Here is a 22166-nt window from a genome sequence, read left to right as displayed (position 1 = left end):
CGCATCTTCCCGGGCCACCTACCGTCCAGTCAAGGACAGGACAGGTGGACCGGAGCCCTCTTGCGTCCAGGGCCTGGAATCCCAGGGGGTCACGTCAGGCGGCGGTGCCGCTGAACATCACCCGGGCCACACCCAGTAGACGGTCCACGTCCCGGGCGGTGAGGCCACGGGCGCGCGCGAAGTCAGACAGGGGCCGCAGGAGGTCCTCCGTCTGAGCAAGGGTCTGCTCCGTTCCCGTGAAGAGCTCGCCCAGACTCACGCCCAGGGCGTTGGCGAGGGCCGCCAGCGTCTCCACATGGGGGACGCGCTCGCCACGCTCGATCATGGAAAGGAACGACACGCTGATCTGCGCCCGCTCCGCGAGCTCTTCCTGCGTCCAGCGCTCCGGCCGCTGTGTCCGAAGCTCGCGGATGCGCTGCCCAATTCGTTTTCCGAGGTCCGACACGAAGTACTTCTCCTGGCTGTTTCGGGGTTGGAGGAACCACCACCCACCGCTGGTGATTCCTAGCCTCCGGAACCAAAGGATCCGAAATCCGCCACGATGAGGTTGATGCCGGAGAATTCCAGCCCCAACTCTCGCCGCAACGTCACCACCCCCTCTACCCGCCAGCAGTCGCATGCAGGCCCATACGAGAGGCCGAATGTCTGCTGCGCAAGAGGGCGATTTTCTTGAGTTACTAGATCCTGGTAAAGCGGTTGCACAATTGCTTCGTACCGCACTCCCAGCCCAAATCCGAGCTTCAAACGCGTACCCGCGATGAGGGCTTGAGCCCGTTCGGCCGGAGGGAAGCCGGGCTCTACTCGGGATAGTCCGCCTACCAAGGTATCCAGCGAGCGGCGGAGCACATCTGGGCCCACGGAACGGGGATCCGCGCCGCGGTTGAGCGCATCTCCCCCGGCCCACAGCAGGTCGTCGAAGCGCGCGTACACGGCGTGCCCCTTGCCGTTGTCGACGTTCACCTCCGCGGAGAGCCCGGAGATGCGGCCCGCGTTGGGGTCGTAGCGAACGGTGCCCGCGGCCGTGAAGATTCCAGCGGTGGCGCTGAGGCGGGCGAAGGTGTCGCGCAGCACGGGCCCCGGGTCGTCCACCTTCCCCGCCGCGGGCACGTGCCGGGTGAGGTCGAAGCCCTGTCCGATGCGCAGGCGCAGCGGCTCGCGGATGTCGTTGCCGAGCTTGAAGCGCAGCGTCTGGTCCACGGCGAGCACCGCGTGGAGAAAGCCCCGGGTGCGGCCGTCGGCCTGGAACGGCACCGCGGCGTCCACTTCGTCATAGGGGCGGGCCAGGTCCTCCCTGGAGCCCCCGGCCGAGGGAAGCCGGCCCCACCCGCCCGGCACGTAGCGCAGCTCCAGCGAAGGGGTGATGGCATGGCGGAAGCTCGTCTCACGGCCCTCGAAGACGCGCGCCACCTGGCTTTCAAGCAGCAGCCCGGCGATGGGATAGCCCCGCTGCCACGTCCGGCCCGACACCTCGCCCAGCCACACGTCCTGGCGCAGGCCCAGCGAGGGCGACACGCGCATCAGGCTGCCCAGGCCGAAGGACGTCGACAGGCGGGGGAAGAAGTCCACCCGGTCGCGGGCTTCACGGTCGTTCGAATTGAAGATGCCGTCGGACTGCGTGGTGTCCACGGGCTTCGGCCACTCGGAGGAGCCGAACGGGAGGTAGTCCCCCCCAGGCCGGAAGATGCCGTCGGTGCCCTCGTCGCCGTACCCGCCTCGCAGGGGCGCGAGCCGCAGGTACTGCACCGACAGGCCCCCCATGATTCCGCCCAGCACGGGCCGCTCCGGCAGGGCCAGGGTGATGGCCGGCAAGCGCTGGAACGTGGTGGGGCCCTTCAGGTCCGGGCGCGCTGGGTCCGTGGCCGCGGGGACGCGGTTGTCCTGGAAGAAGCGGTACCCCCACCGGATGTCCTGGCGCAGCGCCACGTCGAGCCCCGCATAGAGGTCGTCCTGGCGCTGGAACACCGTGCCCGTGCTGCGCAGGTAGGTGAACTCGCGAGTAACCAGGTCCGCCGTGAGGTCGCGGGTGTAGAAGCCATCGGAGACGAACGAGGCGTCGACCCGGTTGTGCCACCCTCCCCCCATGTCCTGGGTGTGCTGCCAGGAGGCCTCGCCCCGGAGTCCTCGCCGCTCGTCGACGAACTCCGTCGTGGCAATACCGTCCACCGTCCGCCGAAAGAACGCGCCGGAACGAGGGTCTCGGATGGGCCGGAAGTCGTAGAGGAACCCCAGCGTGGCCCGTCCCCGGGTCCGCTCGCTGGGCGCATAGCGGAACTCAGTGAGCAACCGGGGTCCTTTCACGCCCAGGTAGCGAGGCTCACGAACGTCCTCGTCCAGACTGGTAGCACCATTGTGCACCCGGTGAACTTCGTCCGTGCCGCCGCTGAAGTACCCCGGCGTGAGCGTCACGTCGTAGCTCGGCCCCAGCGTGATGAAGAGGGGCTGCTCCAGGGAGAAGCCGTTGAGCGCGGAGATGGTGGGCTTGGGAATCAGCAGGCCGGTGCGCCGCTGTGACAGCGGCATGTAGAGCCACGGCAGCGCGAACACGGGCACGGACTTCACGTACACCACGGGCAGCGTCATCGTGGCGCGCTCGCCCAGGATGACGGTGGCCGACGAGGCCTCCATGCGCCAGCCGGGCTCCCCCGGGCTGCAGTTGCACGGTGTGAAGGCCAGGTCCTCCACGAGGAAGGTGTTCTCCCCCGTCCGGCGGATGCGCGAGCCGCTCATGAGGAGGGGCGTCTCCCCCATGGCCCGCAGCTCCTGGGGCGTCTTCGCCGTGAACAGGGACTCCTGCGTAACGCCCTGCTTCTGCATGAAGAGGCCGCCCTCGAGGTTCGCCTCGTAGGTGCGCACATCCATCTTCACGGTGTCGGCGACCGCGGCCAGGCCGCTGGGGCCCACGAACATGACACCGCCCGAGGCGGTGACGAGCTGGTTCCCCTCGTCGTACGTCACCTCGTCGGCGCGAAGCTGCATCGTCTCCGTGCGCAGCACGGCGTTGCCGCGCGCGGTGACGACCTTCGTGTCCGCTTCGTAGACGACCAGGTCCGCAGCCAGCTGCGCCGTCTCACCGTTGGGCAGAGCCAGCGGGGTGGCGAGTGGCACCTGCGACGTGGAGACCAGCAGCGCGGCGGCGAGCGGAACCAGGAAGCTCATTCAGGGGTGCAGGGTATGCCGCGCCCAGGCCGAGCGGCCCGCCCTTTTCACCGGCCTGTACGCTGGAAGTCCAATGAAATGACGTTGCCCTCCTGGCGGGCCTGGAACGGCGCGGACTGCCGGAGCTGGATGGTGATGCGCACATCCCGCCCGGACGCGCTCGGGTCCACCCGGAGCACCGGCGTCGCGAAGTAGGACGTGTCCAGCGGCAGCGTGTTGTTGCTGGCGTCCACGCGGGTGTTCTCCAGCTCCAGCACCACGGAGCGGCCCCGCTCCGACACGGAGTAGCTGACCGGCTCGTTGGTGCGGATGAACACGCGCGAGGCCCCCGACTGCTGCTGGAAACCCACCAGCGTCAGCGTCTTGCGACGCGAGGACACCGAGGCCTCCGAGCCGGAGCTGCTCGGCCGGGAGGGCTCCACCGCCTGCTTCTGACGGCTCTCCCGAGACGCACGAGCCTCGGCCTGACGCTGACGGCGCTCCTCGGCGGCGGCCTCCTGCTGGGCCCGGCGCTCCTCCGCCGCGGCCTGCGCGGCGGCACGACGCTCCTCGGCGGCGGACTGCTGAGCGGCCTTCCGCTGCTCGGCCTCGGCCCGGGCCGCGGCCTTGCGCCGATCCTGCTCCTCGGCGGCGGCCTGCTGCTGGGCCCGGCGCTCGTCGGCGGCGGACTGCGCGACCTCCTCCTGGCGCCGCTTCTCCTCCGCAGCGGCCTGAGCGGACGCCTTCGCCGACTCTTCCTGGCGCCGCTTCTCGTCGGCGGCGGCCTGCGCCGAGGCACGCGAAGCCTCCTCCTGGCGCTTGCGGTCCGCCTCGGCCCGAGCCTGCTCCTCCTGCTGGCGCTGAACGGCTGCCCGAGCCTCCTCCTGACGCTTCGCATCGGCCTCCGCGTCACGCTTCGCGGCGGCGGCGGCATCCGCGGCGGCCTTCTCCTGGGCCTCACGCTCGGCGCGAGCCGCGGCGGCGGCATCCGCGGCGGCCTTCTCCTGGGCCTGACGCTCCGCCGCGGCGGCAGCGGCGGCATCCGCGGCGCTGCTTCCCGCCTGGGGCTGCTCGGTGCCCGGCGCCTGCGCCACGGCCGGGCCTCCGCCGCCCGCGACGCGGACGACGAGCTGGTTGCCATTGGCCTGGATGTCCGCCTCCGCCTCGCGCTCGTAACCGATGAGCACGCGAGCGATGGAGGACGCCTCGGAGCCATAGCTGGCGGTGCGGATGGCCGTCACCGTGCCATTGCCCACCTGGATCTCCTCGGGCACGTCGGAGAAGACCGCCTCGGAGATGTCGATGACGAGCCGCGGCGGGTCCGTCATGGTGAACGTGGTGAAGTTGGCCTTCTGCGAGCCGGAGATGGTCACCGTCCCACCGTTCACCTGTACCGCGGTGATGGTGTTCAGGTTCGTGGCCGGCGCCTGCGCGAGCGCCACGAAGGGCACGAGCACCACACCGAGCAGCCACGCGGCAAACGGCTTCATCGACCACACCCCTTCACGTTGACAAAAGAGCGTGGAGGCTATCACGCACCAACGTGCCTCCAACTTTCCGTCCAGACGCGTCTAGCGGAGCCGCGGAAGGCTCGGCGAGCGATACCGGTGGGTCCGCGCGTACTCGATGAGGTTCTTGATGTCGTAGCAGATCTGCCGGATGTCATGCCCCATCGTCAGCTCGATGTGGCTGTTCCCCTTCACCGGACGCCAGAGCAGATACTCACTCTTGGCGGCGCGATACACGCTGCGCGTCGACTCCAGCGAGGCCAGCGGGTCCAGGTCTCCGAAGATGATGGCCATGGGAACCTCGATGCGACCAAAGCCCCGCTTGAAGTCGAAGCCGGTGCGGTAGCAGACCATCTCTCCCCGGCGAATCCACCGCGCGAACTGCTCCAGCACCCGGCGCGGCTCCCGCTCCCCGCCTTCGCGGAGCAACCAGCGGATGTCATCCGCGCTCACCCGCTCCGGATTGATGAGACGGTTCAACCGCGTGGTGAGCTGTTGATACAGCGGTGAGTCCTCGGCCTTCGCGAGCTGTCGCTCCAGCGTCTTGAGGATGATGTCCACTGGAACAGCGTCGAAGCGCAGCGTCCGCCGCGCTTGGGGTGACAGCCGGCGTCCCAGGCCCTTGTTCAACACGCCCACGCCCCGCGCGAGCAGCGAGCGCCCCGCCCCCTCCACCTTGCCGCCCACGTTGAGGCTGGCGAGCGTCAGGTCGATCATCCCGGCCAGCATGGGCGCGCCGTGCGCCAGCAGGCGCAGCAGCATGAAGCCGCGTCCCAGGTCCGCCGGGGAGCCGATGGTGATGAGGCCTTCGAAGTCATTGTGGATGCCGGCGTAGCCGTAGCCCAGCATCCCGCCCATGGAGTGGCCGCAATAGAAGATGCGCTCGCGCCGGGTGATGCGCTTCACGCCGGAGACAGCCGCTGGCAGGTCGTAGAGGAAGTAGCTGTCGATATCCCAGCCGTAGTCGATGTCCGGCGGCAGGGGGCGCTTGAAGCGCTCGGTGCGCTCCTTCTGGAACGCGATGGAGCTCTTGCCATGGCCACGCAGCTCCAGGATGTGGATGTCCACCCCGAAGAAGAGCAGGTTCTTGACGAACTGCCCGCTGGTCCAGGTGTGCCGGTTCTGTGAGAAACCGTGCACCAGCAGCAGGGGCTCACCAAACAACGGTTGCGGAAAAGGCTGCTTCACCGGACGGTAGCGGGTGATGACCAGCGACCAGCCGTCCGCCGTCTCCACGACGTACTTCGTCTTCGAATAAAGCGCCCTGAAATCGACTTCGTCGATGGAGGGGATGGGCGGCCCCGATGTCGCGGCGGCTCTCCAGTCCGGCAGGCGCATGTCTTGAATCTACGGCGGCTGATGCATCGCGCCAAGGTTTCGATACATGCGAGCCTTCATCATCCCGACAAGGAACAGTGAACCTGTACAAAGGACGAGGTCGTTCGCGGCTGCCCGCTTGCGCGCCGCGGCAAGGGCCGCGTCCGCATCCGGCCAGGCAGTCACGTCCGCGCACAGCGCGCGCGCCTCTGCCAGGTAGGCCTCGGGAGACAGCGAGCGAGGCGTCTCCAAAGGCGTGAGCTGCACCGAGGCGCACGCGGGAAACAGCGCTCGCATCATCGGTTCCCGGTCCTTGTCCCCCACCACCCCGAAGACGAGGTGGATGCGACGCTCCGGGTAGAGGTCCTTCAGCGACGCGAGCAGCACCTCCACGCCCGCCGGGTTGTGTGCGCCATCCAGCAGGAGGATGGGCTGCTGCCCCACCTCCTCCAGACGCCCTGGCCAGCACGCCGACGCCAGGCCCGCACGCGCGGCCTCGGGAGGCACGGTGACGCGGCGCTCCTGCAAGGCCTCCAGGCAGGCGAGCGCCACCGCCGCGTTCTGCCGCTGATGGGCCCCCCGCAGCGCGACGGACAGCCCATCCAGGGACCAGGTCGCCCCGCGGTACGACAGCGCGCCATCTGGCTGACGCTCGCCCACGAAGTCGCGCCCCTCCAGCCGCACCGGGGCCCCGACTTCCTCGGCCTTGCGGAGGATGGCCTCCAGGGCCTCCGGAGCCTGCCGCGCGACGACACACGGCACGCCGGGCTTGAGGATGCCCGCCTTCTCGCCGGCGATGGCCGCCAGCGTGTCGCCCAGGTACTCCATGTGGTCGAAGGACACGGGGGTAATCGCCGTCACCACCGGGCTGGCGGCGGTGGTCGCGTCCAGCCGGCCGCCCAGGCCCGTCTCCAGAACGGCCACGTCCACGCAGACCTGGGCGAAGTGCCACAAGGCCACGACAGTGCCGAACTCGAAGTACGTCATGGGTGAGGACACGGCGCTGGGGTAGCGCTCCAACACCTCCAGGATGCGCAAACCGAAGTCCGCGTCGGAGATGTCCTCGCTGTCCACACGGATGCGCTCGTTGACGCGCACCAGGTGCGGAGACGTGTAGAGGCCCACGCGGTGCCCGGCGGCATGAAGCGACGCCGCCGTCATGGCACAGGTGCTGCCCTTCCCGTTCGTCCCGGCGACGTGGAGCGCCGGGTACCGCCGCTCCGGATGTCCCAGCGCGGCCAGGGCCTCCTGCACGCGCTCCAACCCCAGCTTGATGCCGGAGGGGTTGAGCTTCGTGAAGAAGGCCAGCGCCTCCTCAGCTGTCCGGGGCGGGCTCAGCCCAGCAGCCCTAGAATCTGGCCAAGCTTCGCGCGCAGGTCCTTGCGGTGGACGATGGCGTCAATCATCCCATGGTCCAGCAGGAACTCGGAGCGCTGGAAGCCTTCCGGCAGCTTCTGGCGGATGGTCTGCTCGATGACGCGCGGACCGGCGAACCCGATGAGGGCCTTGGGCTCGGCGAGAATAACGTCGCCCAGCCACGAGAAGGACGCCGCGACGCCGCCGGTGGTGGGGTTGAGCAGCACGGAGATGTACGGCCGCGTGCCGGTGCGGAAGCGGGCGATGGCCGCCGACGTCTTGGCCATCTGCATGAGGGAGAAGATGCCCTCCTGCATGCGCGCGCCGCCCGACGCGGAGAAGACGATGGCGGAGCACTTCAGCTCGTGCGCGCGCTCGAAGACGCGGGCCACCTTCTCGCCCACCACCGAGCCCATGGAGCCGCCCATGAACTCGAAGACGAAGCAGCCCACTGACACCTGGTGGCCCTGGATGCGGCCCACGCCGGAGATGAAGGCGTCCGGCTCGCCCAGGCTCTTCCGGGAGGACTTCAGCCGGTCCTTGTACTTCTTCGAGTCACTGAACCCGAGCGGATCCTGCGGCTCCAGCTCCTTGTCGAACTCCTCGAAGCTGTCGGGGTCCAGCAGCGCCGCCAGCCGAGCGCGAGCCGTCCAGTAGTGGTGGTGCTCGCAGTGCGGGCACACCATCCAGTTCTTCTCCAGCTCCTGGCGGTAGATGATTTCGTCGCACGTCTCGCACTTCGCCCACAGGCCCTCCATGCGGGACGGGCGGGGCTCGGCTTGCGGTTCGGTGTCGACAGCGATGCGCGGCTTCTTCGAAAACCAGGCCATGGGGTGGGCGGGGTTAATCCGGCCGCTTTCGGCCGTCAACCCCTCCGTATGGCGCGACGCGTCTACAGCTCGAAGGTATCGCCCAGCTCCAGCACTTCCACCGGCAGCTCGGCCAGCTCCTTCTTGAGCTGCGACACGAAGGCGGGCTTGAGGTGATACAGCAGCACCGAGGCGCCGTTGCGCTCGAACTTCTGGAGTTCCAGGCTCAGCGTGTGCGGCGTGAGATGGCCGGAGATGTCGGCCAGCGACTGGAGCTTGTTGGGGAAGGACGTCTCCAGCAGCAGCGCCTTGAGGTTCTTCGTCTCGTTCAGCGCCTTCCACAGCTTGTCCGTGGGGCCGGTGTCGCCGCTCATCGCCAGGGCGCTCTTGCCGTTGGAGATGATGAAGCCGCACGACTCCACGGGGTGGCTCACCGGCACGCTTCGTACGGTGTAGGGGCCCACCTGGAAGGTGCTCCCGGCCCGGAACGTCTTGATCTGCAGCACGGGCTGCCGCTTCGTCGGGATGCGGGTGAAGTCCGGCCAGAGCGCGTTGTTGAACATGTTGTCGCGCAGGGCCCGGGCGCACTCGCGCGAGGCGTGGATGGTGACCGGGGTGTCGCGCCGGCCGATGACCAGGTCCGCCATCAGCGGCAGGTCCTTCACATGGTCGAAGTGGCTGTGCCCCACCAGGACATGGTCCACGCGGCACAGCTCATCCAGCGACAACGTCCCCGTGAGCGCCCCCGCATCGAGCGCCAGCACGTCATCGACGAGGAAGCAGGTGCTCTTGCAGTTGGGTAGCTCGCCGCCGTGGCAGCCGAGGACTCGCAGCTTCACGCTAGAGGTCTCCGAACTTCCACTTCATCTCCAGGTATTGGAGGAAGTCGTGCAGCCTGGCCGTGTCCGGCACGGTCATCCGGTCCCCGTTCCGCTCGACCAGACCGGAACGCTCCAGCCGGTCCACCACGGCGCGGACCGCGGGCTCGCCCACACCAATCTGGCGCGGCAGTTCCCGCACCGCGAAGTCGAACTCCACGCCCTCGTCCAGGGGACGGCCCCGGTGCTGGCAGGCATGGATGATCTGGTGCACCACCCGGCTGGCCGGGTCGTTGTGCAGCAGGTTCTCGATCTGGGCGTCCGCCTCGGAGAGGCGTTCGGCCAGCTTCTTGATCATCCGGACGGCGATCTCCGCATTGCCGCGGATCATCCCCTCGAACGTCTTGGGGTCGATGACCAGCAGCCTCGCGTCCTCGTTGACCGTGGCCGACGCATTGCGCGGCTTGTTGGAAATAATGGCCATCTCCCCGAAGAATTCACCGGGGCCCAGGACGGCGAGAACCTTCTCGACGTCACGGACCCGCTTGGAGATGGCCACCCGTCCTGCCTGGATGACGAACATCTCCTTGCCGGCTTCTCCCTCGCGGAAGAGCTCGGTGCCCTGGGGGAACTCCTTGCCGAAACGTTGAAAGAGGGTTTCCTCGGCGCCCATCCTGCAAAGGAGTCAATCAGCCCACACTCGCCCGGTCAAATTCCCTTTTCTGTGCGCGACGGTGGGACAGCCGCCACGCCACGCGAGACACCGGCGCGGGGGCCGGGTAGAAGGCCGCCCGTGGGAACGACCTACAAGCAGTCCGGAGTAGACATCGAGGCCGGCGACGCGTTCGTCGAGCGCATCAAGCCCCATGCCGCGCGCACCATGCGCCCTGAAGTCATGGGCGGAGTGGGTGGATTCGGCGGCCTGTTCGCCCTGCCGCCAGGCAAGTACCAGCAGCCGGTGCTGGTGGCCGGCACGGACGGCGTGGGCACCAAGCTGAAGGTGGCCTTTGCCGCGGGACGCCATGGGACGGTGGGCATCGACCTGGTGGCCATGTCGGTGAACGACATCCTCACCTGCGGCGCCGAGCCCCTCTTCTTCCTCGACTACTTCGCCACCGGGCGCCTGGAGGTCGACGACGCCGCCGAGGTGGTGAAGGGCATCGCCCTGGGCTGCGAGCAGGCCGGGTGCGCCCTGCTGGGCGGCGAGACAGCGGAGATGCCGGGCTTCTACGCGCGCGGCGAATACGACCTCGCGGGCTTCTGCGTGGGCGTGGTGGAGCGCGCGGCCATCATCGACGGCAAGAGCGTGAAGCCGGGTGACGCGCTCATCGGGCTCCCCTCCTCTGGCCTGCACAGCAACGGCTACTCGCTTGCGCGCAAGGTGCTGCTGGACGACGGGAAGCTGGCCCTGGACTCGACGCCCGAGGGCCTGGACCGGCCGCTCGTGGACGCGCTGCTGGAGCCCACGCGCATCTACGTGAAGGACGTGCTGGCGCTGCTCCAGGCGGTGAAGGTGAAGGGCCTGGCGCACATCACCGGCAGCGGCATTCCGGGCAACCTGCCCCGCTGCCTGCCGGACGGCACGCGCGCGGTGCTGAGCGAGAAGACGTGGCCCAAGCCGCCCATCTTCGACCTCATCGCGAAGCTGGGGAGCGTGGCCCGCGACGAGATGTTCAGCACGTTCAACATGGGCCTGGGGCTCATCCTCGTCGTGGCGCAGGAAGACGTCGCCCAGGCGCTGAGCGTGCTGAGCGGCCGGGGCGTGCAGGCCTTCGAGGTCGGCCGCGTGGAAGCAGGCCAGGGCGAGGCCACGGCGGTCATCGCCCCATGAGCGGCCAGCGGGTCCGCCTGGGCGTGCTCGTGTCCGGCAGCGGGAGCAACCTCCAGGCGCTGCTGGACGCCTGCGCGCGGGAGGACTTCCCCGCCGAGGTGGCCTGCGTGGTGTCCAACGTCCCCACCGCGTTCGCGCTGGAGCGGGCGCGCAAGGCGGGCGTGACGGCCAAGGTGGTGGACCACAAGGCCCACGCCGCGAAGGCGGACTTCGAGAAGGCCCTGCTGGACACGCTGCGCGCGGCGAACGTGGAGTGGGTGTGCCTGGCGGGGTTCATGCGCCTGCTGAGCGCGGACTTCCTGGGCCACTACGCGGGGCGGGTGCTGAACATCCACCCGTCGCTGCTGCCCGCCTTCCCGGGCCTGCATGCGCAGCGACAGGCGCTGGAGCGCGGCGTGAAGGTGGCCGGGTGCACGGTGCACTTCGTGGACGCGGGCACCGACACGGGGCCCATCATCGCGCAGGCGGCCGTGCCGGTGCTGCCGGACGACGACGAGAAGGCGCTGAGCTCGCGAATCCTCGCGGAGGAGCACCGGCTCTATCCGCTGGCCGTGCGGCTCGCCGTGACGGGCAAGGTCACCCTGGACGCGGCGCGGACGCGCGTGGAGGCGCGGGCCACGGAGGGTGAGTTGGCGCTTCGGAATCCCGGCGCGACGGTCGAATCGGCGTGAGCGGACCGAAGGCGCTTGACCAAGAGCCGGCGCGCCCCGGCGTCTCCTCGGGAGATGCTGGCGCTGTCCATCCAACGGAGGCCGCCTTGGGGCTGAGCAACGAAGGGCTGACCGACGAGCGCCAGTCCACCGGGCCCATGAGCGGCCCTGCGCAGCCACGAGACGGGCAAGGCTCAACCGCCCTGCCCTCGCAGGCCGAACGAGTCACCGCGGTCCAGGAAGCCCGCGTGGTGCTGGTCAGCGCCTGTCTACTGGGCGAGGCCTGCCGGTACGACGGCCGCTCCCAGCGCTCCGAGCGCGTCCTCGCGGCGCTGGCGGACAAGGACGTCATCCCCGTGTGCCCGGAAGTGGCCTCGGGCCTGCCCGTACCGCGTCCTCCCGTCGACCTGCGCGGAGGCACGGGGGTGGACGTCTGGGCCGGGCGAGCCGTCGCAGTGGAGCGCGACGCGGGCATCGACCGGACGGAAGCCTTCCAGCAGGGCGCCCGGCTCGCGCTCGAAGCGGCTCAACGCTTCGGCGCGACGGTGGCGCTGCTGAAGGAGAAGAGCCCGTCGTGCGGCAGCCAGCGGGTCTACGAGTCCGGCCAGCTCCGCACGGGCGAAGGCATCACCACGGCGCTGCTTCGCGCCAAGGGCATCACCGTCCTCAGTGACGAGGACCTCTAGCGACGGCCCCTACCCGCGCGCCGGCACCGTCCACGTGTCGTGAGACAGCGGCGCGAAGAGCGCCTCCACCATGTCTTCGGTGACCTCCGCCAGCGTCGTGGGCTGCCAGCGCGGCTTGTTGTCCTTATCGACGAGCACCGCGCGAATGCCCTCACGGAAGTCCGGCCGCACCGTCATCGACTGGCTGAGCCGGTACTCCACGTTGGCCATCTCGTCGTAGTCGCGGGTGCGCCCCATCCGGAGCTGGCGCAGCGTCACCTTCAAGCTGGCCGGACACATGTGAAGCAACGTGGCCCACGTCTCCTGGGCCCACGGCGTGCCCTCCACCTCCAGCGCCTGCTGGATGTCGTCCACGCGCTCGGCCGCGAAGCACCGGTCGATGGCGGCGTGCTGCACGCCCAGCGGCGACGTGCCCGCGTCCGCGTGGAAGCCTGCCAGCACCGTGTCCACCACCGTGCTCGCCGCGCCGGTGCCCCAGGGCGCGCCTACCAACGCGTCCAGCACCGCCTCCAGCCGCGCGGACTCCACGTGGTGCGTGGCGTAGCCCAGCCACATCGCGTCCGCCGCGCTGCATCGGGCCCCCGTGAGGCCCAGGTACGTGCCCGACTCACCCGGGAAGCGCGGCAGGAACCAGCCGCCGCCCACATCCGGGAAGAGCCCGATGGCCGTCTCCGGCATGGCCAGCACCAGCTTCTCGGTGACGACCCGGTGGGTGCCGTGAATCGACAGGCCCAGCCCACCGCCCATGCAGACGCCGTCCACCAGCGCGATGAACGGCTTGCCGAAATAGTGGATGCGGTGGTTCAGCCCGTACTCCGCGCGGAAGAACTCGCGAGACACCCGCTCCTTCTCGTTGACGGACGCGGCCCCCACCGACAGCGCCACCGCGCGCACATCTCCGCCCGCGCAGAAGGCTCGGCCACCAGCTCCCCGGATGACCACGGCCTGAATGGCCGGGTCCGCCGCCCAGGCGTCGAGCGCCGGGTGCAGCTTGCGGCACATCCCGAGGTTCAGCGCGTTCAGGGCCTTGGGCCGGTTCAGGGTAATCACGCCTACCGCGCCACGCGTCTCGAGCAGAAGGTCGTCCGTCATGGCGCCGGGGATATCAGGCGAGCAGTCCCTTGGGTGGATTCATTGGCCCACCGCGGGGGCAGACGCGCTATGGGGAACGCATGACCTCCGCACTGGCCCCCCTGCGTGCCGTCGTCTTCGACATGGACGGCACCCTCGTCGACAACATGCAGTTCCACAACGAGGCCTGGGTCTCGTTCGCCCGGAAGCTGGGCTTGACGCTGACCGCCGACGACTTCCAGAGCCACTTCGCCGGCAGGAAGAACGAGGAGATCATCCCCGAACTGCTCGGCCGCCCGGTGGCCCCGGACGAAGTGGAGCGCATCGCCGAGGAGAAGGAGAATCACTACCGCACCCTGTACCGGCCGCACATGAAACTGCACCGGGGCGCGGAGGCCTTCATCCAGCGCCTGAGGGAGGCCCACGTCCCGGCGGCCATCGCCACCGCCGCGCCCCAGGGCAACCGCGAGCTGGTGCTGGACGGGCTCGGCATCCGTCCCCTCTTCGCGAGCATCGTCGGCGCCGAACAGGTGACGCGCGGCAAGCCCGCCCCGGACATCTTCCTGGCCGCCGCCAAGGCGCTGGGCGTGGCCCCCACCGAGTGCCTCGCCTTCGAGGACGCCGTCCTGGGCATCATGTCCGCCCGCGAAGCCGGCATGACGGTGGTGGGATTGACCACCGCCGCGCCGGAAGCCGACCTCCGCAAGGCCGGCGCGCACTGGGTGGTCCAGGACTTCATCCAGCTGCCCCCCGAGTTGGAGCAGCGCCTCTTCAGCGCCCAGGCCCGCTGATCCGCCCTCCGCGGGCGCGCCGTGGTGAAAAGGGCGCCAGCGGCGGGCACGTTGTGTAGTGTTGCCCGCCTCATGGCGACGTCCTCTGCCAAGCTCAAGCTTCCCGCCGGGCCGTCCCGGCATGTCTACGACGTCATCGTGCTCGGCAGTCAGCTGGGCGGTGCGCTCGCGGCGGCACTCCTGGCGAAGCGCAACCACCGCGTCCTGCTGGTGGAGCACGACGGCATGGGGCCCGGTTACGAGCACGGCGGCTACGTGCTCCCCTATGCCCCCTTCGTCGCTCCGCCGCTCAAGGCCATGCCCGCGGTGGAGGAGGCCCTCACGGAGCTGGGCCTCAACGCCAACGTCCAGCGCACGCTGCGGCCCCACGCACCGGAGCTGCAGCTCCTCATGCCCCGCAACCGCCTGGACCTCCACGGCGACGCCGCCCGCCGCAAGGCCGAGGTGACGCGGGAGCTGGGCGAGGAAGGCGAATCCCTGCTGGGCGCCCTGGCCGGCGCCGCCGCGCAGCACGAAGCCAGTGATGCCTTCTTCAAGGCGGGCCCCGCCCTGCCACCGGACGGATTCTTCGAGGGATGGGGCCTGAAGAAGCTCATCCGGGCCCATCCCGGCCTGGAGGCGCCGCCCCGGCTCACGGGAGACAGCGCTTCGGTGTCCCTGGTGCGGGGGCTACTGCCTTTCGTCACCCACCTGGACCGTCCGGAGGCGCACCTGGCGCTGACTCGGGCCATGTCACAGGTGCTGTCAACGCCCTCCTTCTTCCCCGGGGGGAATGAGGGCCTGCGCGAGCTGCTCGCCCGCCGCGTGGCGGAGCTGGGCGGAGATGTGCTCGGGCGCGACAACCCGGCGGGCTTCATCGTGGAGGAGCTGGCCTTCGACGGCAGCAAGTTCGCGGGCATGAAGCTGATGCGCTCGGACACCATGTACCGCGCGTCCTGCCTGGTGGCGGCCACGGACGCGGGCGCGCTGCGACGGCTGGTGACGGACAAGAAGCACCACCGCGGTCTGCTGGAGCACCTGGACCAGTCCAACACCAAGGCCCTGCTCTTCACCGTGAACTGGGTGGTGCCGGAGTCGGCGCTGCCCCGCGGCCTGGGTGAGCTGGCCCTGCTGGACACGGGCGACGCGGAGCTGGGGCCCGTGCTGATCCAGGTCCACCCCGCGCGCGCGGCGCCGGCGCACGGCGGCAAGGAGGCCAAAGCGACGGAAGGGCTGCGCGTGGTGTGCGCGGGCGCCTTCGTCCCGGCCTCGGCGCGGGATCTGGGCGAGGAACACCTCCAGGGCCTGGCGACGCGCATCGACGAGCACCTGGACGCGCTGATGCCCTTCACCGCCCAGCACCGCGTGCTGCGCTCGGCCCCCTACCTGGACGCCGACGGAGTCCGTGGCAGCCGGCTGATGCCGCACCCATTGTTCAGCTTCGAGTCGGAAGCCGTCCTGGGCGTCACGGGTTTGACCCAGCGCACGCCGGCCAAGAACATCCTGCTCGCCAACCGCGAGGTCCTCCCCGGTCTGGGGCTGGAAGGCGAGCTGCTCGCGGGCATCCGGGCCGCGCGGCTGGTGCAGGACATGTTGAAGAAGAAGGATCCGCTCAAGGGCTGATCCTGGATCTAAGGCTGGATTTCCGGGCCGTTATCTGGCAGGTTCCGCCGCTCTTTTAATCGGCAGGCGTCCAACGCCCCAGTTTTCAAGGAGTTAGAGGTCATGGCGTGGAAGTGTGACTTGTGTGGCAAGCGTCCGCTGGTGGGTAACAACGTCAGCCACGCGAACAACAAGACCAAGAAGCGGACCCTGCCGAATCTCCAGAAGATCCGGGCCAGCGTTCAGGGCAGCACCCAGCGCGTTCTCGCGTGCACCCGCTGCATCAAGGCGGGCAAGGTGACGAAGGCCGCTTGAGGTCCTCTCGCTCGAGGGAGGGCATGACGCGCGTCTCACCACCGCGACTGCCCCCCACGAGCGGTTTCATTCCGTGCGGACGCCGCATCCCTGCTTGATTGTCGAGCAGCGCGGTGGTTCGCCGGTGGCATGACGTATTGGCCGCCATTCGTGCGGTTCGTGCCGTATTCCTCTTCAGGGAAGCGGTGTGAGCCGTCGCGGATGCTTTGCGGGCGCGCATCCTGGCGAGCCTGCCTTGAGCCCGTGGCCTCACCTCCAGCGCTGAGCCTCGCGGACCCGGGGCGAATGTCTCGCCGTCGACTGGCGCGAGGTGTCAAGTCGGACTAGGTAAGCTGACACCGTGAGCAGCGTCAATCTGATGGCCCGTGAAGTGGCCGCGAAAATCGTCTTCTACGGACCGGGTTTGTCCGGGAAGACGACCTCGCTGAGGAAGATCTACGAGACGGTCCGCCCCGCACACCGCGGCGAGATGATGTCCATCGCCACGGAGGGAGACCGGACGCTCTTCTTCGACTTCCTCCCCGTGAAGGTGGAGCGCGTGGGCGACTGCTCCGTGCGACTGGCGCTCTACACCGTGCCGGGCCAGGTCTTCTACAACGCCACCCGCAAGCTGGTGCTCCAGGGCGCCGACGGCGTGGTGTTCGTGGCGGACTCGCAGCCGGAGGCCATGGACGCCAACCGCGAGTCCCTGGCCAACCTGGAGGAGAACCTCTTCGAGCACGGCATCCGCCTGGACCGCTTCCCCCTGGTGATGCAGTGGAACAAGCGGGACCTGGACGGCGTGCTGCCGGTGGAGGTGCTCCGCAAGGAGCTCAATCCCCGAGGCGTCCCGGAGCTGGAGACGTCCGCCGCCAATGGCCGCGGGGTGCTCGACACGCTCAAGGCCATCACCCGGCTGGTCATCAAGGACCTGCGCGCCAAGCGCATCGTCCCGCCGCCCCGCCCTACCGCCGGCGCACAGCCCGCGGGCCTGGAGGCCCAGCTCACCCAGCATCTGCAGCACCGGCAGCAGCCCGGCACCATCGCGCCCGCGCCCCAGCCGATGCAGGGAGGCGGCCCGGTGCCTCGAGTGGCCCCGGTGGCAGTGGTACCGCCGCCGCGCGTGGAGCCGGCTCCCATCCCCGCGCCCCAGCCCGGACCCAAGCTGCTGGGCGCCGCCAGCGCCCTGGCACCGGGCGACATGTTCGACCACGCCCGCGCCGCCGAGGCTGCGTTCATGACGGGGGACTACACCACCTGCGTCACCGCCTGCACCGACGCCATCCGGCGCGCGCTGGCCTTCGCGGGCGAGGGTTCCCTGGGGCAGCAGGCCTTCCTGCTCCGCGTGGACGGCGCCGATCTGCTCCGGCTCCAGGGACTGGCCACGCAGCAGCACCTGCGCGTGGATGACGCCGCCTTCTCCCTGTACGTGATGATGCAGGTCTTCATCCGCCTCAACGCGGTGGGCCTGCCCAACGGGGAGTAGCCTCCGCCCCGCTCAGCGAGGGAAGACGAGCTGCAGCAGCCCCATGCGCTGCAGCTTCGCCAGCGTCTTCAGCGTCTCCAGCTCTCGCGCTGGACTGGCCAGCACCAGCGTGGACACGTCCCAGGTGCCATTCACCAGCCCGGCAATCTGCCGCTCCTCGGGCTTGAGCAGCGCCTGCCCCTGCGGGTCGTGAATCATGAGGGGCACCATCAGGGGCGGCATGTCCGAGTAGAGCGCCGCCACGTGCTCGCGCTGCACCAGCCGGGCAAATTCGCGCACGCGCCGGTCCGCCGGGTCGCTGGCCAACAGGGACGCGCAGACGATGCCCGCGGCGTCGTACTGGCCCTCGCGCATCAACACCGCGCCCTTCTCCAGCATCTCCGCCACCGGATCCGCTTCCACCTGCGGCGCCCCATCCACCTCCACCAGCTTCGACCGCAACAGCTCGTGCACCCGCCGCGTCACCGAGGAGCGGGACACGCCCATGGACAGGCGCAGCCGTCCCAGATTCTGCGGCGACGTGCACAGCCCCAGGATGATCCGGTGCATCAGGGGCTGACTCGGGCTCGGCGGCGCCAGCGCGCGCACGCTGAGCGCGTCGATGGGCAGCGCCTTGTCCACGTCGGGCTGCTCATCCACCCACCGGAGCGATTCGAAGAGCAGCTCGCGGATGCCCATGTCGGACGGCACCCAGTCCTCACCGGAGCGGTCCGCGTCCTCCGTCCAGTGAAAGGTGCCGCGGCCGGCGATGGTCAGGTCCGTCATCGCGGCGAACAGCTCCTCACGGCCCAGGTCCCGAATCCACCGCGCCTGGATGCCGTGGATGTCGAACGCGGCGTCCACGTCCGGCGTGCGCGCCAGCTCGTCGAAGCCAGCCAGCACCTTCGTCCCCGATGCCAACTTGGACAGGGTGAGCAGCCGCGCGACGCGTCCGCGCAGTCCTTCGGCCGCGGTGGCACCCACCTGGCCGGAGAGCAGGAAGAGTTTGCGCTCGCCGGCCTCCCAGGAGAGCTGGAGCGTTCCCGTCTTGCGGGAGCTGTCCAGCCATTGAAGGAACTCGGGGAGCGGATAACTGAAGAGGTCGCCGTGGAGGGCCATGCGTGTCGGATTCGAGGATACAGTCCCCAGCCGTGCGCGTCGCGCTCCTGTTCATCGATGGTGTGGGCATTGGCCGGAAGGACCCGGCCGTGAATCCGCTCGCCCACCGGGAACACCTGCTATCCCACTTCGAGGACACCCCCAGCCCGCCCCTCCCCTACGGCGGCCGCTGCATCCCCACGGACACCACCTTCGGCGTCCCCGGCCGGCCCCAGTCCGCGTCCAACCAGACGGCCATCCTGACGGGGGACCCGGCCCCCGTGCTGCTGGGCCGCCACGTCCTCGGCTACCCCAACGCGCCGCTGCGGGGGTTGATGGCGGACCGCTCCATCATCCGGCGGCTGGGCGCGGCGGGCCGCACCGCCACCTTCGCCAACGCCTATCCCGCCCCCTATCTGGACGCGCTGGGGGTACCCCGCCGGCCCAGCACCTCCCCGCCGGAGTTCGTCCTGTCCCCGGAGTCGCGCCGCAAGGTGAAGCCCTCCGCCTCCAAGTTGGCCTTCGCCGCGGGGGGCATCCCCCTGCGGACGCTCGATGACGCCCGCGCCGGGGACGGCCTCACCCACGACATCACCGGCGCCAGCGCCCGTGCCTACGGACTGCCCGCGCCGGAGCGCTCGCCCGAGGAAGCCGCCGCCGTCTTCTGGGACATTGCTTCAGGCGCGGACTTCACCTTCTTCGAGCACTACCTGGCGGACGAGGCCGGCCACGCCCAGGACTGGACGGCCGCCCTGGCCGCGCTGGACGCGTTCGACGCCTTCACCCGCGCGTTGGTGGCCACGCGCCCCGCCCAGGCCCGGGTGCTGGTCTGCAGCGACCACGGAAACGTGGAAGACCTCTCCACTCGGGGACACACGCTTCACCCCGTGCCCGTGCTCTACTTCGGCCCGCCCGCGCCCGAGGTGGAGTCCTTCTCCACCGTGGCCGATGTCGGACGCGCTGTGGTTCGCTGGTTGGGTGCGGAGTGAGTCAGGAGTCACCAGCAACAAAGTGCCGTCGCGACAGCCCCGGCTGGGCAGCCGTGCTGCTCGTCCTGGGTCTGCTCTCCGGCTGCTACGCCTCCCAGAGCGCCCGCGTGCTCGTCGGCAAGGGCACCGGCGCCGGCATCGACGTCGAATACCAGCCTCGCGACACCGAAGCGGCCGTGCAGGTGAAGCTCGCTGTCGAACGCGCCATTCCCCGTCTCCAGCGCTGGGGCACCTTCGACGACACCGTCACCATCGTCGTCCACCCCAACCACGCGGCACTGGAGCGCGCCGCCAACCGCCCGGGGCATGACTTCCTCCGCGCCTGGGCGCGCTACGAGCAAATCGAGCTGCAGAGCCCTCGTACCTGGACGTCCCGAGGCGCCAGCCAGGGCCAGGTGGACGAGCTGCTGCTGCACGAGCTCACGCACAGCCTCATGTACCAGGTGGCCTCGGACCGGCTCGGCTGGACGCGCAAGCGGATTCCCCTCTGGTTCCGCGAAGGCATGGCCTCCTACACCGCCGAACAGGGCTACCGCGTCTCCAGCCTGGACGACCTGGAGCACTACTGGCGCCAGCACCCCAACGCCGACCCCTTGTCGCAAGCCGACGCGCTCTACCAGTCCGAGAGCGGCGTCGTGTATGGCGCCGCCCACCACGCCTTCACCTTCCTGGCGCGCCGCTATGGCGAGGACACCATCCGGAAGGTGCTGCGCGGAATGAGCCAGGGCCCGGACTTCGACAGCGCCTTCCAGCGTGCCGTGGGCGTCACCCAGGAGAGCTTCCTCCAGGACTTCCGCCGATACGTGCGCCTGCGCGGCTTCAAGGGCGCCAGGCAGCTCCACCCGGCGCGCCCCCGGCCCGCGAGCCCCATGCCTATCGCCCCCTCGCCTCCCCCTCAGTAAGGCGCTGCTGCGCCCCTGCATCTTTCAAAAGTGCATATCGGACTCTCCCAGCGGTTCCACGGCGTGCTGGAAACCGCCCACGAGCGGCTGGGGCACTGAGGCGCGCGGCTACGGCTTCGCCGCCGGGGACTCCAGCGCCGCCGGGCTGGTGAGAATCGGCGGGCGGTCCTTCCCCTCCATGGTGCGCTGGAGCTCCAGCTCCTGCAGCAGCATGGCCGGCGCCACGGTGGACACCGGGACATTGCCACTCTCCGCGCCGCAGAAGCCGTTGAAGATGCCGGGCTTCTGCCCCGAGGCGAGGATGCGGTTCACCGCCGACAGAGGCGTGCCCACGATTTCCACGCCGCGCACCAGCGTCTCCTTCCCCGTCTTCACGTCCACCCGGTACACCATGCGCGGCACGCCCTTGAAGGCCTGGTAGCCGTAGCCAGACGTGTTGGTGTTGCCCCCGGTGATGTCGCGGATGATGAGGCCAAACGGCTTGCCTTGACGCTTCGCCTCGGCAATCAGGCGCTTCTTCAGCTCCGCGTCGCTCACGCCGTTCGTGCTCTCCACCATCAGGTTCGCCATGCGCGCCACCGGCTTCAGGTTGCCCTGGCTGCGGCCATGGCCGTTCGACTGGAGGAAGCCTTCCACCGGCCGGCGCCCCTGGAGGTAGTTGCGCAGCACGCCCTTCTCCACCAGCGTCACCCGCTGCCCGCGTACGCCCTCCTCGTCGAAGAGGTAGTAGCCGTTGAGCGGCTCGCTCTGGAGCACGCGCCGCGTCGGGTCGTCGTGGATGGAGATGAACGACGGCAGCACCTGCTTGCCCACCTGGCCCTTGAACGTCTTGCCCTCGTTGTCACCTTCCTGCCGGTCTCCCTCCAGCCGGTGCCCCACCGCTTCGTGGAAGAGCACCCCGGCCGCTTCCGGCGCGAGGATGGCGGGCCCCGTGTACGGGTCGATGGCGGGCGCCGCGCGCAGGGCCAGCAGCTCTTGGATGACGTCATCCGCCGCCTTGTTCAGGCGCGCCACGTCCGGCAGCCCCGCTTCGGCGGGCACATAGAAGTTGCGCGAGTTGTCCAGCAGCTGCCCGTCCGGCGCCCGGGTGACGGCGGAGACATGCAGGCCGTACAGCGTCTCCTCGGTGATGATGCGGCTGCCTTCCGAGGACACGAACAGCCGCGTCACCTTGTCCTTGGTGACGCGCACCTCCGAGTCGAAAAGCTCCGGGTGCGCGTTGAAGCGCGCCGACACGTCGCGGGCCACCTTCACCCAGCGCTCGCGGTCGAACGGAGCCTCCACCGGCGGCTCCACGTGCTTCACCGGCTTCTCACGCGTGAAGGACGGCGGACGCTTCGGGTCCTCCACCGCGTAGACGTCCTCGCCCTTCTTCTTCAGGTACTGGAACAGCGCGGACTTGTACTTCTCATCGGTGATGAGCCACAGCGAGGTGCGCAGCGCCAGCGGCGAGTCGTCCAGCGGGCCTTCCTTGCGCGACACATAGCTGGTGCCCTTGGTCGAAAAGCTGAACTCCAGCCCCTCCGCCACCGAGCTGTCGAAGTCGTAGTCACCGACGCGCACGTCGACGTACAGCTTCCGCTCGCGGTAGCCGTCGTCCATGAACAGCGCCCCATAGCGCGCGGAAATCGCGTGCTGTTCGTAGTCCTTGAGCTGGTAGCTCATGAAATACGGGGGTTCGTGGTTCTGCATCTTCAGCTGCTGGTGGTTGCGCGCCAGCTCTGCGGACATCGCCTCGAGCAGCTTCACGCGCGCATCCGGCACGGGCGCCGCCGCCGTCAGCAGCGCCGAGAGTGCCAGCAGGGGAAACACGGTTCGAAGGAGGGATTGCACGGCCCCGACACTAGCCCATCCCTTCCACGATA

Annotated in this window: 20 protein-coding genes; 9 read left to right on the top strand and 11 right to left on the bottom strand. The window is 69.4% G+C overall.

Annotated features, from left to right (window positions below; translation table 11 throughout):
* Window positions 1-94 precede the first annotated feature (94 nt).
* From BHS09_RS13315 to BHS09_RS13280, 8 genes are all read right to left on the bottom strand, one after another.
* Window positions 95-445, bottom strand: a complete 351-nt coding sequence (locus BHS09_RS13315) for a helix-turn-helix domain-containing protein (protein WP_002634858.1) — start codon at window positions 443-445, stop codon at window positions 95-97.
* Window positions 446-504: 59 nt separating this feature from the next.
* The gene (locus BHS09_RS13310) at window positions 505-3156 is read right to left on the bottom strand and encodes an LPS-assembly protein LptD (RefSeq protein ID WP_140798042.1); all 2652 of its coding nucleotides are present in this window, start codon (window positions 3154-3156) and stop codon (window positions 505-507) included.
* A 47-nt stretch (window positions 3157-3203) separates the two neighbouring features.
* The gene (locus BHS09_RS13305; protein ID WP_140798041.1) at window positions 3204-4688 is read right to left on the bottom strand and encodes an AMIN domain-containing protein; all 1485 of its coding nucleotides are present in this window, start codon (window positions 4686-4688) and stop codon (window positions 3204-3206) included.
* A gap of 18 nt (window positions 4689-4706) precedes the next feature.
* Complete coding sequence (locus BHS09_RS13300) at window positions 4707-5981, bottom strand: alpha/beta hydrolase (protein ID WP_140790202.1); 1275 nt, start codon at window positions 5979-5981, stop codon at window positions 4707-4709.
* 9 nt (window positions 5982-5990) lie between these two features.
* On the bottom strand, window positions 5991-7223 hold the full coding sequence (locus BHS09_RS13295; protein ID WP_140798040.1) for a bifunctional folylpolyglutamate synthase/dihydrofolate synthase: 1233 nt from the start codon (window positions 7221-7223) through the stop codon (window positions 5991-5993).
* Window positions 7224-7294: 71 nt separating this feature from the next.
* A complete protein-coding gene (gene accD / locus BHS09_RS13290) occupies window positions 7295-8146 on the bottom strand; it encodes an acetyl-CoA carboxylase, carboxyltransferase subunit beta (RefSeq protein ID WP_140790198.1) in 852 nt (283 codons plus the stop codon).
* A 62-nt stretch (window positions 8147-8208) separates the two neighbouring features.
* The gene (locus BHS09_RS13285) at window positions 8209-8964 is read right to left on the bottom strand and encodes an MBL fold metallo-hydrolase (protein WP_140790196.1); all 756 of its coding nucleotides are present in this window, start codon (window positions 8962-8964) and stop codon (window positions 8209-8211) included.
* Between the two features lies 1 nt (window position 8965).
* Window positions 8966-9616, bottom strand: a complete 651-nt coding sequence (locus tag BHS09_RS13280; protein ID WP_140798039.1) for a Crp/Fnr family transcriptional regulator — start codon at window positions 9614-9616, stop codon at window positions 8966-8968.
* Window positions 9617-9736: 120 nt separating this feature from the next.
* On the opposite strand from BHS09_RS13280, the gene purM reads away from it, so the two are divergent.
* The 3 genes from purM (at window position 9737) to BHS09_RS13265 (ending at window position 12110) form a co-directional block, all read left to right on the top strand.
* Window positions 9737-10774: a phosphoribosylformylglycinamidine cyclo-ligase gene (gene purM / locus BHS09_RS13275; protein WP_140798038.1), complete on the top strand. Its 1038-nt coding sequence runs from the start codon at window positions 9737-9739 to the stop codon at window positions 10772-10774.
* Window positions 10771-11445, top strand: coding sequence for a phosphoribosylglycinamide formyltransferase (purN, locus tag BHS09_RS13270; protein WP_140798037.1), 675 nt, complete (start codon window positions 10771-10773; stop codon window positions 11443-11445). The genes purM and purN overlap by 4 nt, the downstream gene beginning before the upstream one ends.
* Before the next feature lie 86 nt (window positions 11446-11531).
* On the top strand, window positions 11532-12110 hold the full coding sequence (locus BHS09_RS13265) for a 2-thiouracil desulfurase family protein (RefSeq protein WP_237080342.1): 579 nt from the start codon (window positions 11532-11534) through the stop codon (window positions 12108-12110).
* A gap of 9 nt (window positions 12111-12119) precedes the next feature.
* Here BHS09_RS13265 and BHS09_RS13260 read toward each other — a convergent pair whose 3' ends face one another.
* Complete coding sequence (locus BHS09_RS13260) at window positions 12120-13202, bottom strand: enoyl-CoA hydratase/isomerase family protein (RefSeq protein ID WP_140790188.1); 1083 nt, start codon at window positions 13200-13202, stop codon at window positions 12120-12122.
* Between the two features lie 80 nt (window positions 13203-13282).
* On the opposite strand from BHS09_RS13260, the gene BHS09_RS13255 reads away from it, so the two are divergent.
* From BHS09_RS13255 to BHS09_RS13240, 4 genes are all read left to right on the top strand, one after another.
* Window positions 13283-13972, top strand: a complete 690-nt coding sequence (locus tag BHS09_RS13255; RefSeq protein WP_140798036.1) for an HAD family hydrolase — start codon at window positions 13283-13285, stop codon at window positions 13970-13972.
* Window positions 13973-14044: 72 nt separating this feature from the next.
* The gene (locus tag BHS09_RS13250; protein WP_140790184.1) at window positions 14045-15574 is read left to right on the top strand and encodes an NAD(P)-binding protein; all 1530 of its coding nucleotides are present in this window, start codon (window positions 14045-14047) and stop codon (window positions 15572-15574) included.
* A gap of 102 nt (window positions 15575-15676) precedes the next feature.
* Entirely contained in the window at window positions 15677-15868 is a 192-nt protein-coding gene (gene rpmB / locus BHS09_RS13245) for a 50S ribosomal protein L28 (RefSeq protein ID WP_011552763.1), read from the top strand.
* 340 nt (window positions 15869-16208) lie between these two features.
* Complete coding sequence (locus tag BHS09_RS13240; protein WP_140790182.1) at window positions 16209-17333, top strand: GTP-binding protein; 1125 nt, start codon at window positions 16209-16211, stop codon at window positions 17331-17333.
* Between the two features lie 12 nt (window positions 17334-17345).
* On the opposite strand, the gene BHS09_RS13235 is transcribed toward BHS09_RS13240, so the two are convergent.
* Window positions 17346-18431: a DUF4388 domain-containing protein gene (locus BHS09_RS13235; protein WP_011552761.1), complete on the bottom strand. Its 1086-nt coding sequence runs from the start codon at window positions 18429-18431 to the stop codon at window positions 17346-17348.
* 32 nt (window positions 18432-18463) lie between these two features.
* Here BHS09_RS13235 and BHS09_RS13230 point away from each other — a divergent pair, with 32 nt between their 5' ends.
* Complete coding sequence (locus BHS09_RS13230) at window positions 18464-19399, top strand: metalloenzyme (RefSeq protein WP_140790180.1); 936 nt, start codon at window positions 18464-18466, stop codon at window positions 19397-19399.
* A complete protein-coding gene (locus BHS09_RS13225) occupies window positions 19396-20301 on the top strand; it encodes a DUF6055 domain-containing protein (RefSeq protein WP_140790178.1) in 906 nt (301 codons plus the stop codon). The genes BHS09_RS13230 and BHS09_RS13225 overlap by 4 nt, the downstream gene beginning before the upstream one ends.
* Window positions 20302-20409: 108 nt before the next feature.
* Here BHS09_RS13225 and BHS09_RS13220 read toward each other — a convergent pair whose 3' ends face one another.
* Window positions 20410-22134, bottom strand: a complete 1725-nt coding sequence (locus tag BHS09_RS13220; RefSeq protein ID WP_237078276.1) for a TldD/PmbA family protein — start codon at window positions 22132-22134, stop codon at window positions 20410-20412.
* Between the last annotated feature and the right edge of the window lie 32 nt (window positions 22135-22166).

Source organism: Myxococcus xanthus (genome assembly GCF_006402735.1).
GTDB lineage: Bacteria > Myxococcota > Myxococcia > Myxococcales > Myxococcaceae > Myxococcus > Myxococcus xanthus_A.
The sequence above is the reverse complement of the archived record's forward strand: the minus strand, read 5'-3'. Positions and strand labels throughout refer to the sequence as shown.

Bases quoted from the DNA above. Each gene is read 5' to 3' on its own strand.
- BHS09_RS13310 (WP_140798042.1), bottom strand. From the start codon at position 3,156: ATGAGCTTCCTGGTTCCGCTCGCCGCCGCGCTGCTGGTCTCCACGTCG.
- BHS09_RS13300 (WP_140790202.1), bottom strand. From the start codon at position 5,981: ATGCGCCTGCCGGACTGGAGAGCCGCCGCGACATCGGGGCCGCCCATC.
- accD (WP_140790198.1), bottom strand. From the start codon at position 8,146: ATGGCCTGGTTTTCGAAGAAGCCGCGCATCGCTGTCGACACCGAACCG.
- BHS09_RS13280 (WP_140798039.1), bottom strand. From the start codon at position 9,616: ATGGGCGCCGAGGAAACCCTCTTTCAACGTTTCGGCAAGGAGTTCCCC.
- purN (WP_140798037.1), top strand. From the start codon at position 10,771: ATGAGCGGCCAGCGGGTCCGCCTGGGCGTGCTCGTGTCCGGCAGCGGG.
- BHS09_RS13260 (WP_140790188.1), bottom strand. From the start codon at position 13,202: ATGACGGACGACCTTCTGCTCGAGACGCGTGGCGCGGTAGGCGTGATT.
- BHS09_RS13255 (WP_140798036.1), top strand. From the start codon at position 13,283: ATGACCTCCGCACTGGCCCCCCTGCGTGCCGTCGTCTTCGACATGGAC.
- BHS09_RS13250 (WP_140790184.1), top strand. From the start codon at position 14,045: ATGGCGACGTCCTCTGCCAAGCTCAAGCTTCCCGCCGGGCCGTCCCGG.
- rpmB (WP_011552763.1), top strand. From the start codon at position 15,677: ATGGCGTGGAAGTGTGACTTGTGTGGCAAGCGTCCGCTGGTGGGTAAC.
- BHS09_RS13235 (WP_011552761.1), bottom strand. From the start codon at position 18,431: ATGGCCCTCCACGGCGACCTCTTCAGTTATCCGCTCCCCGAGTTCCTT.